Source organism: Diaphorobacter oryzae DSM 22780, from assembly GCF_059568935.1.
Window position 1 is genome coordinate 15,757 of the sequence record NZ_JCANUL010000003.1, and the last position, 16,817, is coordinate 32,573.

Consider the following 16,817-nt stretch of genomic DNA (forward strand, 5'->3'; position numbering starts at 1 on the left):
CTACAGCGCCGCGCGCAGGCGCTCTGCGTAGCCGGCCAGCACGGCGGCCGGCGGCTCCTGGCGCGGCCAGGTCAGGGCGATGCCGTCGTCCTCGTGGCGCGGCACCACATGCATGTGGAAGTGCCCCACGGTCTGCCCGCCTAGCACGCCGTTGGCCTGCAGCAGTGTGAGCCCGGGCGGGTCGAAGGCCGCCTGCACCGCCAGGGCCACGCGGCGGGCGGTCTGCATCACGGCGGCGGCCTCTTCGGGTGTGGTGTCGAACAGCGTGGCGGCGTGGCGCTTGGTGGCCACGAGCACATGGCCGGGCGTGACCTGGCCGATGTCCATGAAGGCGATGGTGAGCGCGTCTTCGTAAACCTTCGCGCTGGGAATCTCGCCGGCCACCAAGCGGCAGAAGATGCACTGGCCGGGCGGCGAGGTGTCAACAAACATGGGCACGGGGCTGTCTCTCCTATTTTTTCAGACTTCGGGGTGCGCCGCCGCGCCATCGGGGATGGGCGGCCGCAGCCTGCGAGTGTAGGAGCTATAGCGCCAGCACCCTGGCCTGGGACTGGCCAGGCAGGGGCACCGCCTGGGCCTGTGCCCGGCCATCGCTGCGCCAGGCGCCGGCGCCTGGCACGGCATCGCGCCAGGCGATGCCGGCGTGAGACTGCTTGGCATCGCGCTTGGACAAGGCCGCGAGGTTGGCGACTTCCTCGGCCTGGCGCATGCTGCCGGGGGCCACACGCACGGCGCCGATGGACAGCGTGGTGCAGCCGAAGAAGCGCTGCACGCCGTGCCGATCCTCGGCCCAGATGCCGCCCTCGCGGCGCGCCGGCTCGTCGAACAGCGCCATGGCCTCGCGCGCCACCAGGCGAATCATCTGGTCGCCCCGCCAATAGCCGTAGTGGTCGTTGAACGGCTTGAAGTGGTTCAGGTCGGCATAGCAGGCGACGAACTCCGCATGGTTGTCCAGCAGCCGCTGCATGTGCAGGCTGATGGGGATGTTGCCCGGCAGGAAGGTGAGCGGGTTGGCGTGGCGGGCGGCCTCGATGCGCGCCTCGGTCACGCCGCGCACGAGCTGCTCGCCCGTGCCCAGGCCCAGGTAGCGTCCGTTGTCGGTGACGATGAAGCCGTCGTTGAGGTAGCGCTGGTCCTGCGAGGTCAGGATGCCCACGAGCGCCTCCACGTCGCAGTCGATCTCCACCACGCGCGGCGCGTCGTCGGCGAAGGCGCGGCAGGGCTTGCGCCCGTGCACCTCGCGGAAGTACAGCGTGGCGTAGTGGTTCATGAACTGCTGGCGGTTGATGAGCGCCACGGGGCGCACGCCTTCGAGCACGGCGATCGCGTGCAGGTCGCCATGGGTGCGAAACAGCGCGGCCACGCTGTCGTTGCTGGTCTGCGGCGTGACGGTGGGCGCCTGCACCATGAGCAGGTTGCGCAGGATGCCCGGGCGCACATGCTGGCCGCTGTGGGGCAGCACGGCCACGCGCCGGTCGCGCAGCACGGCCAGGGCCGGGGCCTCGATGGCCTGGCGCGCGGCGGGCGCGGGCCGGCCCAGCAGGTAGCCCTGGCCGTAGGGAATGTCCAGGTCGCGCAGGGCGCGCAGCTCCTCGCTGGTCTCTATGCCCTCGGCCACCAGCGTGGTGCCGAACGTGTCGGCAATGCCGCGGATGGCCTGCAGCATCTGCAGCTTCTCGGGATGCCGGCCGATGTCGCGCGTGAAGTACTTGTCGATCTTCACGAAGTCGGGCCGCACCTCGGACCACAGGCGCAGGCTGGAATGGCCGTCGCCGAAGTCGTCCAGCGCCAGGCGCATGCCGCAGGCGTGCACCTGGCGCAGCGCGTCGCGCAGCGGCGCCAGGTCGGCCACGCGCTCGTGCTCGGTGATCTCCAGCACCACCATGTGCGGCGGCACGCCCAGCCGCCGCACCACGTCGGCCAACGGGTCGGCGCCGCACAGGCCCACGCCCCAGACCAGTGCGTTGGCACTGATGTTGATGAACAGGCGTCCCGGCGTGGCCTGCACGCCCCACTGCAGCAGGGCCTGCGCCACGCACAGCAGCTCGAAGTCATGCAGGATGCCTTCGGTGCGCGCCTGCGCCAGCAGCGCGTCGGGCGCCTGCAGCACCGTGCCCGCGGGGCCGCGGATCAGCGCCTCGTGCGAATAGATGTTCCCCTCGCGCAGATCGGCCAGCGGCTGGAAGACGCAGTGCAGTCCTCCGGCGCGCAGCAGCCGCGCCAGGGGGCCGGTGCCCTGCCGGGCTGCGGGCGATAGCGTGCGCAGCAGCGCCTGCACGGGGAAGCGCTTGGCTTCGTGCATGGATTACGATTGGTAACTTTTGATGATGCAGCTTAGGCGGGGCAAGTGACAGGGCCGTGACGCGGGATGTCCCGCGCGCGATGGCTTGTTGCGCCCCCCTTTTGATTTCCCTCAAAGCGCGATGGGCGGTGCACCGGCACAGTGGCGGCCATGTTCCCCATTCCGTCCTCCGACCAGTCCGCACAGATCGAGGTGGCCACCGCGGGCGAGGTGCTGCGCGAGCGCCACCAACAACCTGCGTCCGTGCTGTACCTGGACAGCGGCCGCGTGCTGCTGGGCGTGCGCGAGGAGGGCGTGATGCGCCATCAGCTGGGCATGGTCGAGGGGCCGTTCTGGCTCGACGCCGCCACGGCCCTGCTGGACCAGCCCTGCGCGGTGGACATGGTGGCCGACACACGCGTGCAGCTGCGCCGCATGCCGCTGGAGGACTTCCGGCGCACCTTCGATGGCCTGCCGGAGCCGGCCCAGGCGCTGCTGCGCGACATGGCCACGGGCTACTGCCAGCAGACCGAGCTGGCCGTGAGCCGCCTGGCCCAGGATGCGGAGGCGCGCTGCGCGCAATGGCTGCTGCGCCACGCCCAGAACAGCGAGGACGGCGGGCTGCGGGTCACGCTGCACCAGCGCAAGCGCCTGATCGCCGCGCAACTGGGTATCGCGCCCGAAACCCTGTCGCGCGTGCTGCGCCACCTGCGCGAGCACGGCCTGATTGCCGGCACGGGCAACGTGCTGAGCCTGCCGCAGCCGCGGGCGCTGCAGATGGTGGCCGGCGTCTAGCCGCCCTGCGCCGCTGCCGCGGTAGTCACCGCGTCGGCATATTTGCATCCACTTGTTTCGGGCCCGGTGCGGCCTTGGCATGCGTCAGGGTTTTCCTGCGCGCCTCACAGGGTTCCACCCAAGCCGGGCGGCGAAGGCGCTGCGTATATTGGCCTGGGCGCTGGGGTTTTCTCAGGCCTCCAGGAACCCCAGCCATGTCCCGCGCCTTCCTCGATTTCATCGCCCGAGGTGCTTCGACCGCGGAGCGCCCATGACGCCCCCCGAGCACGCCACCGTGCTGGAGGCGCTGGCGCCCGAGCGGGAGCCGGGCGCCAGGGGCTGGTTTCCCGGGCCGCTGGTGCGCAAGCTGCTGCTGGTCGCCGCGGTGGCCATCCTGCTGTCCGGCGCGCTGACCGTGTGGCTGGTGTCCCGCGCCGCGGGGCAGGAGGCCATGCACCGGCTGGTGGGCCAGCAAAACGACGAGGTCGAACTGGTCGCGCGCCTGCTGGCCAGCAAGATCGAGCAAAGCCAGAAGGTGCTGGCCACCGTGGCCGACGGCATCACGCCCGAGATGTTGGACTCCCCCTCGTCGCTGGAATGGCTGCTGCAGCAGGGCCTGCCGGCGGTGCGCTTCTTCGACGCCATGCAGGTCGCGCGCAAGGATGGCGACCTCGGCCTCAACCTGCGCTACGGCAGGCTGGAGAAGGCCTCCGACCTCGACCCGACCGAGCGGGACTACCTGGTGCGCACGCTGCTCAACGGCAAGCCGCTGGTTTCCGAGCTGATCGGCGCCACGGCCGCCGATGCGCGCGTCATGTTCACCATGCCCCTGCTGCGCGGCGAGGGGCGGGTGATCGGTGCCGTGGCCGGCGTGCTGCGCCTGCAGTCGCAGGGGCTGCTGCCGCACTCGCTGGCGCTGCCGGCGCGCAGCGAATCGCGGCTGATCGTGTTCACGCGCGATGGGGTGATCCTCTCGCACCCCGACCTGGCGCGCGTGCTGGGCCAGGTGGACGACGAGCCCGGCCTGGCCGAGGTCTATGCCCGCTGGCGCAGCGCGCAGCAACCCCTGGGCGGCCGCGGCGTGACCGAGCTGCAGGCCGGCCATGTGGTGAGCCTGGCCAGCGTGCCCATGCCCCGGTGGGTGGTGGCCCGCGTGAGCGATACGCAGGCCATGCTGGAGCCCCTGCATGGGGCGCAGCGCCGCGCCTGGTGGTCGGCCGCGGCCGCCGTGGCCCTGGTCTGCACCGTGGCCGTGGCGGCCATGGCGTGGCTGGCCCGGCCGCTGGCCCGGCTGCGCCAGCGCGCCATGGCCGTGCTGGAGGCCGAGTCGGATACAGCAACGCCGGAAGGCGCGGGCGGGGCGGCGCTTGCGGGCCCGGCCGGCGACGGCCCCTGGCCCCGCGCAGCGGGCGAGGTGGACGACGTGGTGCGAGTGTGCACCCGGCTGGTGGAGCGGCGGCGCCAGTACCAGCAGGGCTCGCAGGCCGTGAAACGCCAGCTGCAGGCGGTGCTGGAGCATGTGCCGCTGGGCATCGCCGTGACGCGGGCCGAGCGGGTGGAGGTTGTGAGCCTGCAGGCCTGCCGGCTGCTGGGCTACACGCCGGCGCAGCTGCAGGGCCGCCATCTGCTGGACCTGCTGGCCGCGCAAGGCAATGGGGTGGACGTGGCGCGGCAGGTGCGTGCGGAACTCGCGGCCCATGGCGTCTTTGATGGCGAGCTGCCCCTGCGGCGCCAGGAGGGCGGCACCCTGTGGGTGCGTGCCCAGGGCCAGCCGGCCCTGGCGGGCGATCCCGCGGGGGGCATGGTGTGGACGCTGGAGGACTGCACCGCCGAGCGCGAGGCGCGTCTGCAGCAGGACTGGGAGCGTACCCATGACCCACTCACCCAGCTGCTGAACCGCGCCGAATTCGAGCGGCGGCTGGGGCTGCTGCTGGCCGAGCGCGCAGCGCGCGGGCCGCAGCCGGCTGCGGCGCAGGAGGACGACGGCGGCGTGCTGCTGTTCCTGGACCTGGACCATTTCACCGTGGTCAACGACGTGGCCGGCCACGACGCGGGCGACGACGTGCTGCGTCACCTGGCGCGTCTGCTGGAGTCCGAGGTGCGCCAGACTGGCTGGGCCGCGCGCCTGGGGGGCGATGAATTCGCCGTGCTGCTGCCCGGCAGCACGCTGGCGCGCGGCCAAGCCGTGGCCGAGCAACTGCGCGCCGCCGTGCAGGCCTGGGAGCCCGCCTACCAGGGGCGCAGCTTCACACTGGGGCTGAGCATCGGCCTGGTGCCCTTGGCGCCGGGCCTGCGCGACGTGGCCGCCGTGCTGTATGCGGCCGACATGGCTTGCTACGAGGCCAAGCGCGCCGGGCGCAACCGCGTGGCGCTGGGCGGCGTGCGCGTGGCGGCTTGAAGGCGTGGATGAGGGGGCCGCTCAGGGCAGGGTGCCGAGAGCGCGCAGCACGTTCTCGGCCGTTGCCGGCGCCGTGAGCCGCACGGGCGCATGGGCATCGCCGGCACGGCCGGCGGCGATGGCGTTGCGCAGTGCCTCGTAGACGCTGACGGCCAGCATGAAGGGGGGCTCGCCCACGGCCTTGCTGCCGCCCACGTTGTCCTCGCGGTTGGGCGCGGGCCACAGGGCGATGCGCAGGTGCTCGGGCACGTCACCCGTGGCGGGAATCTTGTAGGTGCTGGGGGCGTGCGTGGTCAGCAGGCCCTGGTCGTTCCACACCAGCTGCTCGGTGGTGAGCCAGCCCATGCCCTGCACGAAGCCGCCCTCGATCTGGCCGATGTCGATGGCCGGGTTGATGCTGTGGCCCACGTCGTGCAGGATGTCCACGGCCAGCACGCGGCTTTCGCCGCTCGTGGTGTCGATGACCACCTCGGTGCAGGCGGCGCCGTAGGCGAAGTAATAGAAGGGCCGGCCGGTCAGGGTGGCCTTGTCGTAGTGGATCTTGGGCGTGCGGTAAAAGCCGTCGCTCCACAGCTGGATGCGGTTGGCGTAGGCCTCCTTCACCACCTCTTCCCAGCGGCGCGTGCGCCTGGGCGAGACCACCAGCCCGCCCGCGAAGCGGATGGCGCCCGCGCCGCAGCCGTCCAGCCCGCAGACGAACGCTGCCAGGTTGTCCCGCACATGGCGCGCGGCGAACTGGGCCGCGCGGCCGTTCAGGTCGGTGCCGCTGCTGGCGGCCGTGGCGCTGGCGTTGGGCACCTTGCCGGTGTCGCTGGCGGTGACCAGCACGCGTGCGAAGGGCACGCCCAGTTCGTCGGCCACGATCTGCGCGACCTTGGTGTGCAGGCCCTGGCCCATCTCGGTGCCGCCGTGGTTCACCTGCACGCTGCCGTCGGTGTACACATGCACCAGAGCGCCCGCCTGGTTGAACAGCGTGGCCGTGAAGCTGATGCCGAACTTCACCGGCGTGATGGCCAGGCCGCGTTTAAAGACGGCGTTGGCCGAGTTCCAAGCTAAAATGGCCTTTTGCCTTTGCCTGTAAAGCGCTGATAGCTCTAGTTTTGGTAGCAAATCGTGCAGGATGTTGTCCTCCACGGGCATCTGGTAGTGGGTGACGTTGCGCTCTTGCAGGCCGTAGAGGTTGCGCAGGCGCACGTCCAGCGCGTCCCGGCCCAGCGCGCGGGCGATGTCGCCCAGGATGGCCTCAATGGCGATCACGCCCTGTGGCCCGCCGAAGCCGCGGAACGCCGTGTGGCTCTGCGTGTTCGTCCTGCAGCGGTAGGAATGGATGTCCACATGCTCCAGAAAGTAGGCGTTGTCGCAGTGGAAGACGGCGCGGTCGGCCACGGGGCCCGACAGGTCCGCGCTGAAGCCGCAGTTGGCGGCCATCATGAGCCGCAGGCCGGCGATGCGGCCGGTGTCGTCAAAGCCCACGTCGTATTCATAGGCGAAGGGATGGCGCTTGCCCGTGACCAGGAAGTCGTCGTCCCGGTCCAGCCGCAGCTTGACCGGCCGCTGGAACTTGTGCGCCGCCAGCGCCGCCCACACGGCCAGGTGGCCGGCCTGCGTCTCCTTGCCGCCGAAGCCGCCGCCCATGCGCCGGCATTCCACGCGCACGGCGTGGCTGTCGATGCCCAGCGCGTGCGCCACCCAGTGCTGCACCTCGCCGGGGTGCTGGGTGCTGGAGTGGATCAGCCACTGTCCCTGCTCCTGCGGCAGGGCGTAGGCGATCTGGCCCTCCAAGTAGAAATGCTCCTGCCCGCCGACCTCGAAGCGGCCCTGCAGCCGGTGCGGCGCCTGCGCCAGGGCCCGGGCCGCGTCGCCCCGGCGCACCTGCACGGGCGGCAGCACGTAGCTGTGCGCGGCCAGCGCGTCCTGCACCGTGAGGATGGCCGGCAGCGGCGTGATGGCCAGCCCGACCAGCCGCGCCGCGCGCCGCGCCTGCATGACCGAGTCGGCCACCACCAGGCCCACCACCTGGCCGATGTGCTGCACGGTGCCCTGCGCGAACACGGGCTCGTCATGCGCGAAGGCGGCCAGCACCGGGTCGCCCGGAATGTCCTGCGCGAGCACCACGCCGTGCACGCCGGCCAGGGCCAGGGCGGCCTGCGGGTCCACGCCGTCCAGCCGGCCATGCGCCACCGTGCTGAGGATGGGCGCGGCGTACAGCGTGCCCTTCAGCTCCGGCAGGTCGTCGATGTAGTGCGCCGTGCCGCTCACCTGGGCGCGCGCGCTCTCGTGGGCATGGGGCTGGCCCATGGCCGGGGGCGTGCCCGTGGCGTGGCCGGGCAGGGTGTCGGTGTCCCGTTTCATGGCAGGGCCTTTGGCGACAGGGGTTGCAGGCGGTCCAGTGTCATGGCCTGGGGGCCTTCCTGGGATTCGCGCCAGAAGCGCCGCAGCAGGGCGCCCAGCATTTCGCGGCGGTAGGCGCCGCTGGCGCGCATGTCGCTGATGGGGGTGAACTCGGCCTGCAGCGCGGCGGCGGCGCGCTCGGCGGTGGCGGCCGTCCAGGGCTGGCCGGTGAGGGCGGCCTCGGTCTGGCGCGCGCGCGCCGGGGTGGCAGCCACGCCGCCCGCGCCGATGCGTGCGCGCGTGACCGTTCCGGCGATGAGCGTGAGGTTCAGCGCCAGGCAGACGGCGGAGATGTCGTCGTCCAGGCGCTTGGACACCTTGTAGGCCGCCAGCAGCTGGCCGGGGGCGGGCAGCGGCACGTGGATGAAGCTGAGCAGCTCGTCGGCCGCCATCGCGTTCTGGCGGTAGCCGGTGTACAGGGCTTCCAGCGGCAGGCGGCGGCTGCCGCTGGCGCTGGCCAGCTCCACCTGCGCGCCCAGCGCGATCAGCAGCGGCATGGAGTCGCCGATGGGCGAGCCGTTGGCCAGGTTGCCGCCCAGCGTGCCGCTGTTGCGCACGGGCAGGCCCGCGAAGCGCGCCGCAAAGCGGTGCAGCTGCGGCCAGCGCGCCTGCAGCGCGGCGAAGGCGTCCGTCAGCGACACGGCGGCGCCGATGGTCAGCCAGCCGTTCTGCTCGGCGAGGGTGTGCAGCTCGCGCGCGCGGGTCACATCCAGCAGGCGCGGGAAGCGCCGGTGCTGCTTGGTGATCCACAGGCCCAGGTCGGTGGCGCCGGCGACGATCCTGGCGTCGGGGTGCGCGGCGCGCGCCTCCAGCAGGCGGACCAGCGTGGTGGGGGCGTTGTAAGCCAAATCGGGCTCTGACGCTTGTACATCAAGCGCGAGTAGCTCTAATTGTTGTAGCAATGCGGGTTCGTCCACCTGCACCCGGGGCAGTTGCGCCATCTGCTGCGCGGCGTCCAGGATGGGGCGGTAGCCGGTGCAGCGGCACAGGTTGCCCGACAGCTCCTCGGCCGCCAGCGCGCGCGTGATCGTGCGGCCCTGGCAGACATGGTTCTGGTACATGCCGAACAGGCTCATCACGAAGCCCGGCGTGCAAAAACCGCACTGCGAGCCGTGGCAGCGCACCAGGGTCTCCTGTGCGGGGTGCAGCCCGTCGCGCACGTCGTGCGGGCCGTCGGCAGTTGGCCGGATGAGCGGGTCCTCGGCCAGGTCTTCCACGGTCCACAGCGCCATGCCGTCGATGGAGTGGGCCAGGCGGATGCAGCTGTTGACGGCCTGGTAGCGCACGCGGGCGCCTTGCGGCGTTTGCACGGCATCGCCCAGCACCACGGTGCAGGCGCCGCAGTCGCCCTCGCCACAGCCTTCCTTGGTGCCGGTGGCGCCCAGGTCTTCGCGCAGGACTTCCAGCAGGGTGCGGTCGGGTGCAACGCCGTGCAGCAGCACGGGCCGGCCGCGGCGGATGAAGCGCAGGGGGCGGGATGGCGTGGTCATGGCGACTAGGGTAGGCCCATGGCGGGCGCCTTGCCATAGGGTTGTCCGTGTAGGGGGCGCCGGCCGCCATGGCGCGCGGCGGGGCCGGAACGGCGCCGGCGCACCCGGGTGGTGGCGGTAATGCTACGAAAACGGTAGCTGTTGGCGCATGTTGGGTAAGCGCTGCGTGCCTTTTCCAATCCAGCGGGTGATGGCAAAACTAGGAGACAATCGCGCAGATGAATTCCTCACCCCCTTCTGCCCCCGCCGCCGGTGCGCCGCCGCGGCTGCAGCTGACGGGCATCACCAAGAGATACCCGGCCGTGGTGGCCAACAACGGCGTGTCGCTGACCGTGCAGCCCGGCGAGGTGCACGCGGTGCTGGGCGAGAACGGCGCCGGCAAGTCTACGCTGATGAAGATCATCTACGGCGCCGTCAAGCCCGACGAGGGCAGCATGCAGTTCGACGGCCGGCCGGTGCAGGTGCGCAACCCGCAGGAGGCGCGGGCGCTGGGCATCGCCATGGTGTTCCAGCACTTCAGCCTGTTCGACACGCTGACCGTGGCCGAAAACGTCTGGCTGGGCCAGGACAAGAGCGTGCCGCTGGCCGAGGTGACGCGGCGCGTCAGCGCCACGGCCTCCGAATACGGGCTGGACATCGACCCGCTGCGCCCCGTGCACACCCTGAGCGTGGGCGAGATGCAGCGCGTGGAGATCATCCGCGCGCTGCTCACGTCCCCGAAGCTGCTGATTCTGGACGAGCCCACCTCGGTGCTGACGCCGCAGGCGGTGGAAAAGCTCTTCGTGGTGCTGCGCAAGCTGGCCAGCGAAGGCTGCAGCATCCTCTACATCAGCCACAAGCTGCACGAGATCCGCGCGCTGTGCAACGCTTGCACGGTGATGCGCGGCGGCGTGGTCACGGGCGTGTGCGATCCCTCGCAGGAGTCGAACGCCTCGCTGTCGCGCCTGATGATCGGCGCCGAGCCGCCGCGGCTGGCGCACCGCGAGGTGGCCACGGGCGGCGTGGTGCTGCGCACCCGCGCCCTGACCCTGCCGGCGGCCGGGTCGTTCGGCGTGCCGCTCATCGACATCGACCTGGACGTGCGTGCCGGCGAGGTGGTGGGCATTGCCGGCATCTCGGGCAACGGGCAGCAGGAGCTGCTTTACGCCCTGTCGGGCGAGGACCAGCGCGCCGAGGCGGCCATGGTGCAGGTGGCGGGGCCGCAGGGCATGGTGCAGGCCGGCCGGCTGAACCCGCGCCAGCGCCGTGCGCTGGGCCTGCATTTCGTGCCCGAGGAGCGCCTGGGCCGCGGCGCCGTGCCCACCATGGGCCTGGCGCACAACCTGCTGCTCACGCGCGGCGATGCCGTGGGACCGGGCGGCTGGCTGCGCATGGGGCAGCTGCAGGAGCAGGCGCGCGCCATCATCGCGCGCTTCCAGGTCAAGGCGGGCGGGCCGCATGCGGCGGCCAGGTCGCTGTCGGGCGGCAACCTGCAGAAGTTCATCGTGGGCCGCGAGATCGACGCCGGCCCCAGGCTCCTCATCGTCTCGCAACCCACCTGGGGCGTGGACGTGGGGGCGGCGGCGCAGATCCGCGGCGAAATCCTGGCCCTGCGCGACAAGGGCTGCGCGGTGCTGGTGCTCAGCGAGGAGTTGGACGAATTGTTTGAAATCAGTGACCGGCTGCATGTGCTGGCCAAGGGGCGGCTGTCGCCGTCGGTGCCGCGCGCCGAGGCGACGGTGGAGCGCATCGGCGAATGGATGAGCGGCCTGTGGCATGCCGAGGTGCAGGCGCACCTGCGCGCGGCCGGCGGGCAGGGGGACGGCCATGCTCAAGCTTGAGGCGCGGCCCCAGGCCTCACGCCTGTTCATCTTTGGCTCGCCGCTGCTGGCGCTGGCGATCACGGTGCTGATCGGCATGCTGCTGTTCGCGGCCCTGGGCAAGGACCCGGTGCGCGGCCTTCAGGTGTTCTTCTGGGAGCCCATCAAGTCTCCGTACGCGCTGGGCGAGCTCATGGTCAAGGCCACGCCGCTGCTGCTGATCGCGCTGGGGCTGGCCGTGTGCTTTCGCTCCAACGTCTGGAACATCGGGGCCGAGGGGCAGTTCGTGATCGGCGCCGTGGCGGCCGGCGGCATGGCCCTGCTGGCCGACAAGACCACGGGCCCGTGGATCGTGCCCGCCATCCTGGTGGCGGGCGTGCTGGGCGGCATGGCCTGGGCGGGCATCACGGCGCTCTTGCGCGACCGTTTCAACGCCAATGAAATCCTGGTGAGCCTGATGCTGGTCTACGTGGCCACGCTGATGCTGGGCTATCTGGTGTACGGGCCGTGGAAGGACCCCATGGGCTTCAACTTCCCGCAGACCAAGATGTTCGAGCGCGTCACGCAGATGCCCAAGCTGTTCGCGGGCTCGCGCGTGACCATCGGCCTGCCGCTGGCCCTGGTCGGGGCGCTGCTTCTGTGGGTGTTCCTGTTTCGCACGCGCGCAGGCTTTGCGCTGCAGGTGGGCGGGCTGGCGCCGGCGGCGGCGCGCTATGCGGGCTTTTCGTCGCGGCGCGCGCTGTGGACGGCGCTACTGATCTCCGGCGGCGCGGCGGGCCTGGCCGGCGCGCTGGAGGTGGCGGGGCCCATCGGCCAGCTCACGCCCTATGTGCCGGCGGGCTATGGCTTCGCGGCCATCATCGTGGCCTTCGTGGGGCGGCTGCACCCGGTGGGCATGGTGTTTTCGGCGCTGCTCATGAGCATGTTCTACATCGGTGGTGAATTGGCGCAGTCGCGCCTGGGGCTGCCGAAGTCGCTCACGGGCGTGTTCCAGGGCCTGTTGCTGTTCACGCTGCTGGCGTGCGACACGTTGATCGCGTACCGGGTGCGCTGGGTGGGGCTGAAGGGAGGGCGCCGCTGATGGAATCGTACGCATTGCTGCTGGGCAGCACGCTGAGCGCCGGGACCGTGCTGGCCATTGCCGCGCTGGGCCTGTTGATCAACGAAAAGGCGGGCATCGTCAACCTGGGGGCCGAGGGCATGATGCTCTGCGCCGCCATCGCGGCCTTCGCCACGGCGGTGCACACGGGCAGCTTCACGCTGGGCCTGCTGGCTGGCATGGCCGCGGGCGCGGTGCTGGCGGCGCTGTTCGGCGTGCTGGTGATCTGGTTCAACACCAACCAGTACGCCACGGGGCTGGCGCTGAGCCTGTTCGGCGTGGGCTTCTCGGCCTTCGTGGGCATCGGCTACGTGCAGGCCAAGCTGCCGGACACGCCCAAGTTCTCCTGGCCCGTGCTGGGCGATCTGCCCGTGGTGGGGCCGGCGCTGTTCAGGCAGCACCCGCTGGTCTACCTGACCATGGTGCTGGTGGTGGTGCTGGTGTGGTTCCTGTACCGCACGCGCGCCGGCCTGGTGCTGCGCTCGGTGGGCGAGGCGCCCGAGTCCGCGCACGCGCTGGGCTACCCCGTGCGCCGCATCCGCCTGGCCGCGGTGATGGCCGGCGGGGCGCTGTGCGGGCTGGCCGGGGCCTATGTCTCCACCGTCTATACCCCGCTGTGGGTGGAGGGCATGGTGGCAGGGCGCGGCTGGATCGCGCTGGCGCTGACCACCTTCGCCACCTGGCGGCCCGCACGCGTGCTGCTGGGTGCCTACCTGTTCGGCGGCGTGACCATGCTGCAGTTCCATCTGCAGGCCACGGGCGTGCAGGTGGCGAGCCAGTTGCTGTCCATGCTGCCGTACCTGGCCACCATCGCGGTGCTGGTGCTGATCTCGCGCAACCCGGCCTGGATTCGTGCGAACATGCCGGCCTCGCTCGGCAAGCCGTTCTATCCCGGCAGCTGAGTGCGCTCTTTTCTTCCCCTCAAATCCTTCGCCATGAACGCATTGAACAAACGATCCCTTTTGAAGGCCGTGGCCCTGTCGGCCGTGACTCTGGCCACGCTGGCCGCCTGCGGCAAGAAGGAGGAGGCTCCCGCCTCCGCGCCCGCCCCCGCAGCGGCTCCCGCGGCGGACAAACTGAAGATCGGCTTCATGTACGTGAGCCCCATTGGCGATGGCGGCTGGACCTACCAGCATGAGCTGGGCCGCAAGGCCATCCAGGAGAAGTTCGGCGACAAGATCGAAACCTCGTTCGTCGAGAGCGTGCCCGAAAGCGCCGACGCCGAGCGCGTGATGCGCGACATGGGCGCCCAGGGCAACAAGCTGGTCTTCGCCACCAGCTTCGGCTACCAGGAGTTCGTGCAGAAGGTCGCGGCCGACCTGAAGGACGTGAAGTTCGAGCATGCCACCGGCTACAAGCAGGCCGAGAACGTGGCCACCTACGACACCAAGACCTTCGAGGGCGCCTACCTGGCGGGCATCGTGGCCGGCGGCATGAGCAAGACCAAGACGGTGGGCGTGGTGGCCTCCGTGCCGATTCCCGAGGTGGTGCGCAACATCAACAGCTTCGTGCTGGGCGCGCAGAGCGTGGACCCCACGATCAAGGCCAAGGTGGTCTGGGTCAATGAATGGTTCAGCCCGCCCAAGGAGGCCGAGGCCGCCGCATCGCTGATCAACGGCGGCGTGGACGTGATGTACCAGAACACCAACTCTCCGGCCGTGCTCAAGACGGCCGAGGAGCGCGGCGTCCGCGCCTTCGGCAAGGACGGCGACATGAGCGCCTACGCGCCCAAGGCCCACCTGGGCTCCGCCGTGATCGACTGGACGCCCTACTACACCAAGGTGGTGGAGGATACGCTGGCCGGCAAGTGGCAAGGCGGCGCCCACTGGTGGGGCGTGAAGGAGGGCGCGATGGATCTGGTGAAGATCGCCGACGATGTGCCCCAGGAGATCAAGGACCGCGTCGCCAAGGCCAAGGCAGGCCTGCAAGACGGCAGCTTTGCCGTCTGGACCGGCCCGGTCAAGGACAACGCCGGCAAGGAAGTGCTGACCGCGGGCCAGGTGGCCGACCTGCCGTTCCTCAGCGGCATCAATTTCTACGTGGCCGGCGTCGAAGGCAAGGTGCCCGGAACCGAGGGCAAGTGATAGACCGGATGCGCCCGCCAGAATGCCTTGGCATGATGCGGGCGCACTGGCTCTTGGCGGGCGGGCCGGAACCAGCCCGCCAGCCCCCTTCCCCCACTTTCCCGAAAGAAATCCATGACTGATTTGCACAAGCGCTCCCTGTTCAAGATGGCCGCGCTGTCGGCCCTTGCCGCTGCGGCCCTGGCGGGTTGCGGCAAGAAGGACGAGCCGGCGCCGGCAGCGCCCGCCGAGCCTGCGCCGGCCGCGGCGCCCGCAGCCAAGCCCGAGCCGCTGAAGATCAGCTTTGCCTACGTCGGCCCGGTGGGCGACGGCGGCTGGTCCTACGCTCATGACCAGGCGCGCAAGAAGCTGGAGGCCGAGTTCGGCGACAAGATCCAGACCACCTACGTGGAAAGCGTGCCCGAAGGCCCGGATGCCGAGCGCGTGCTGCGTGACATGCTCACGCAGGGCAACAAGCTGGTCTTTGGCACCACCTTCGGCTACATGGACGTGATGCAGAAGCTGGGCGCCGAGTTCAAGGACGCCAAGTTCGAGCACGCCACGGGCTACAAGACCAGCGAGAACGTGCGCACCTACGACAGCCGCACCTACGAGGGCGCCTACCTGGCCGGCATCATCGCCGGCGCCATGACCCAGTCCAACACCCTGGGGGTCGTGGGTTCGGTGCCGATTCCCGAGGTGATCCGCAACATCAACAGCTTCACCATGGGTGCGCAGAGCGTGAACCCCAAGGTCAAGACCAAGGTGGTCTGGGTCAACGAGTGGTTCAGCCCGCCCAAGGAAACCGAGGCCGCCACCTCGCTGATCAACGGCGGCGCCGACGTGCTGTTCCAGAACACCGACTCGCCCGCCGTGCTCAAGACTGCGCAGGAAAAGGGCAAGCGCGCCTTCGGCTGGGACAGCGACATGACGGCCTACGGACCCAAGGCCCACCTGGGCTCGGCCATCATCAACTGGGCACCGTACTACATCAAGTCCACGAAGGACGTGCTGGAAGGCACCTGGACCACGGGCCAGAGCTGGTGGGGCGTGAAGGAAGGTGCGGTCGATCTCGTCTCCATCGCCGAGGACGTTCCTGCCGAGATCAAGGCCAAGGTCGACGAAGTGCGCAATGGCCTGAAGGACGGCAGCTTCGTGATCTGGAAGGGCCCGATCATGGACAACGCTGGCAAGGCCGTGCTGGAAAAGGACGCCGTGGCCGACGACAAGTTCCTCACCAGCATCGGCTTCTACGTCCAGGGCGTGGAAGGCCAGGTGCCGGGCGGCAAGAAGTAATCCACCTCTTTGCGCCGGAGCAAGGGCTGCCTGACCAGGCAGCCCTTTTTTGTCCGGAGCAGTCCCGTGGCGGGGGCGCAGTTGCATCTGGCTGCCGACAGGGCATCATCGGCCTACCGCCGCCGCCTGCAGGCCCGCGGCATCACCTTTGGAGGTCACCGATGTTCAAGGTCCCGCCCATCCCCGCCGAACGGCTGCCGGGTCTGCTGGCCGCCATGCCCAAGGCCGAGCTGCACATCCACATCGAAGGGTCGCTCGAACCCGAGATGATCTTCGCGCTGGCGGGGCGCAATGGCGTTGCACTGCCCTACGCCAGCGTGGAGGCGCTGCGCCGCGCCTATGACTTCCAGGACCTGCAGAGTTTTCTGGACATTTATTACGCAGGCGCCAGCGTGCTGCTGCATGAGCAGGATTTTTACGATATGGCGCGCGCCTATCTTGCGCAGGCTGCTATCAATAACGTAGCTCATGCGGAAATCTTCTTCGATCCTCAGACGCACACGGCACGCGGCGTGCATATCGAGGCCGTGATCAACGGCCTGCACCGCGCCTGCGCCGATGCGCGCACCACCTGGGGCGTCTCGGCTTCGCTCATCCTGTGCTTTCTGCGTCACCTGAGCGAGGAGGAGGCCTTCGCCACGCTGGAGCAGGCCCTGCCACTGCTGGACCGCGTCGTGGGCGTGGGGCTGGACAGCAGCGAAGTCGGCCACCCGCCCGAGAAGTTCGCCCGCGTGTTCGCGCGCTGCCGCGAACTGGGCCTGCATGTGGTGGCCCATGCGGGCGAGGAGGGGCCGCCGGCCTACATCTGGAGCGCGCTGGACGTGCTCAAGGCCGAGCGCATAGACCACGGCGTGCAGGCCATCCACGACGCGGCGCTGATGCGCCGCCTGGCCGAGGAGCGCACGCCGCTCACCGTCTGCCCGCTGTCCAACCAGAAGCTGCGCGTGTTTCCCGACCTGGCGCAGCACAACCTCAAGCAGCTGCTGGATGCCGGGCTCGCGGTGACGGTGAACTCCGACGATCCGGCCTACTTCGGCGGCTACATCAACGACAACTTCATCCGGCTGTTTGCGGCCGTGCCCGCGCTCACGGCGCGCGACGCCTACCGGCTTGCCTTCAACAGCTTCGAGGCCAGCTTCGCGCCGCAGGCCGACAAGCGCGACTGGCAGCACCGGCTCAAGGAGTGCTTCGAGCGCTACGCCGAAAACGACTGACCGGCCGTCCCG

12 protein-coding genes are annotated in these 16,817 nt (G+C 70.2%); 8 read left to right on the forward strand and 4 right to left on the reverse strand.

Annotation, left to right across the window (positions count from 1 at the left end; all coding sequences use genetic code 11):
- Both BP68_RS06125 and BP68_RS06130 read right to left on the reverse strand, forming a co-directional pair.
- The gene (locus tag BP68_RS06125; RefSeq protein ID WP_496369733.1) at positions 1-438 is read right to left on the reverse strand and encodes an HIT family protein; all 438 of its coding nucleotides are present in this window, start codon (positions 436-438) and stop codon (positions 1-3) included.
- Between the two features lie 85 nt (positions 439-523).
- Complete coding sequence (locus BP68_RS06130; protein WP_496369734.1) at positions 524-2,302, reverse strand: EAL domain-containing protein; 1,779 nt, start codon at positions 2,300-2,302, stop codon at positions 524-526.
- A 150-nt stretch (positions 2,303-2,452) separates the two neighbouring features.
- Here BP68_RS06130 and BP68_RS06135 point away from each other — a divergent pair, with 150 nt between their 5' ends.
- Together BP68_RS06135 and BP68_RS06140 are read left to right on the forward strand one after the other, a co-directional pair.
- Positions 2,453-3,076: a Crp/Fnr family transcriptional regulator gene (locus tag BP68_RS06135; RefSeq protein ID WP_496369735.1), complete on the forward strand. Its 624-nt coding sequence runs from the start codon at positions 2,453-2,455 to the stop codon at positions 3,074-3,076.
- A 250-nt stretch (positions 3,077-3,326) separates the two neighbouring features.
- Positions 3,327-5,453, forward strand: coding sequence for a diguanylate cyclase domain-containing protein (locus BP68_RS06140; RefSeq protein WP_496369736.1), 2,127 nt, complete (start codon positions 3,327-3,329; stop codon positions 5,451-5,453).
- A 21-nt stretch (positions 5,454-5,474) separates the two neighbouring features.
- Here the strand turns inward: BP68_RS06140 and xdhB are convergent, their stop codons facing one another.
- Positions 5,475-7,805, reverse strand: a complete 2,331-nt coding sequence (gene xdhB / locus BP68_RS06145; RefSeq protein ID WP_496369737.1) for a xanthine dehydrogenase molybdopterin binding subunit — start codon at positions 7,803-7,805, stop codon at positions 5,475-5,477.
- Positions 7,802-9,334, reverse strand: a complete 1,533-nt coding sequence (gene xdhA / locus BP68_RS06150; protein ID WP_496369738.1) for a xanthine dehydrogenase small subunit — start codon at positions 9,332-9,334, stop codon at positions 7,802-7,804. The genes xdhB and xdhA overlap by 4 nt, the downstream gene beginning before the upstream one ends.
- Positions 9,335-9,552: 218 nt before the next feature.
- Here xdhA and BP68_RS06155 point away from each other — a divergent pair, with 218 nt between their 5' ends.
- The 6 genes from BP68_RS06155 (at position 9,553) to BP68_RS06180 (ending at position 16,805) form a co-directional block, all read left to right on the forward strand.
- Positions 9,553-11,154, forward strand: a complete 1,602-nt coding sequence (locus BP68_RS06155) for an ABC transporter ATP-binding protein (RefSeq protein ID WP_496369739.1) — start codon at positions 9,553-9,555, stop codon at positions 11,152-11,154.
- A complete protein-coding gene (locus BP68_RS06160) occupies positions 11,141-12,214 on the forward strand; it encodes an ABC transporter permease (protein WP_496369740.1) in 1,074 nt (357 codons plus the stop codon). Before BP68_RS06155 ends, BP68_RS06160 begins: the two co-directional genes overlap by 14 nt.
- The gene (locus BP68_RS06165) at positions 12,214-13,134 is read left to right on the forward strand and encodes an ABC transporter permease (protein ID WP_496369741.1); all 921 of its coding nucleotides are present in this window, start codon (positions 12,214-12,216) and stop codon (positions 13,132-13,134) included. Before BP68_RS06160 ends, BP68_RS06165 begins: the two co-directional genes overlap by 1 nt.
- Before the next feature lie 33 nt (positions 13,135-13,167).
- Positions 13,168-14,316: a BMP family ABC transporter substrate-binding protein gene (locus tag BP68_RS06170; protein WP_496369742.1), complete on the forward strand. Its 1,149-nt coding sequence runs from the start codon at positions 13,168-13,170 to the stop codon at positions 14,314-14,316.
- A 114-nt stretch (positions 14,317-14,430) separates the two neighbouring features.
- Complete coding sequence (locus BP68_RS06175) at positions 14,431-15,591, forward strand: BMP family ABC transporter substrate-binding protein (protein WP_496369743.1); 1,161 nt, start codon at positions 14,431-14,433, stop codon at positions 15,589-15,591.
- A 161-nt stretch (positions 15,592-15,752) separates the two neighbouring features.
- Entirely contained in the window at positions 15,753-16,805 is a 1,053-nt protein-coding gene (locus BP68_RS06180) for an adenosine deaminase (RefSeq protein ID WP_496369744.1), read from the forward strand.
- Positions 16,806-16,817 lie beyond the last annotated feature (12 nt).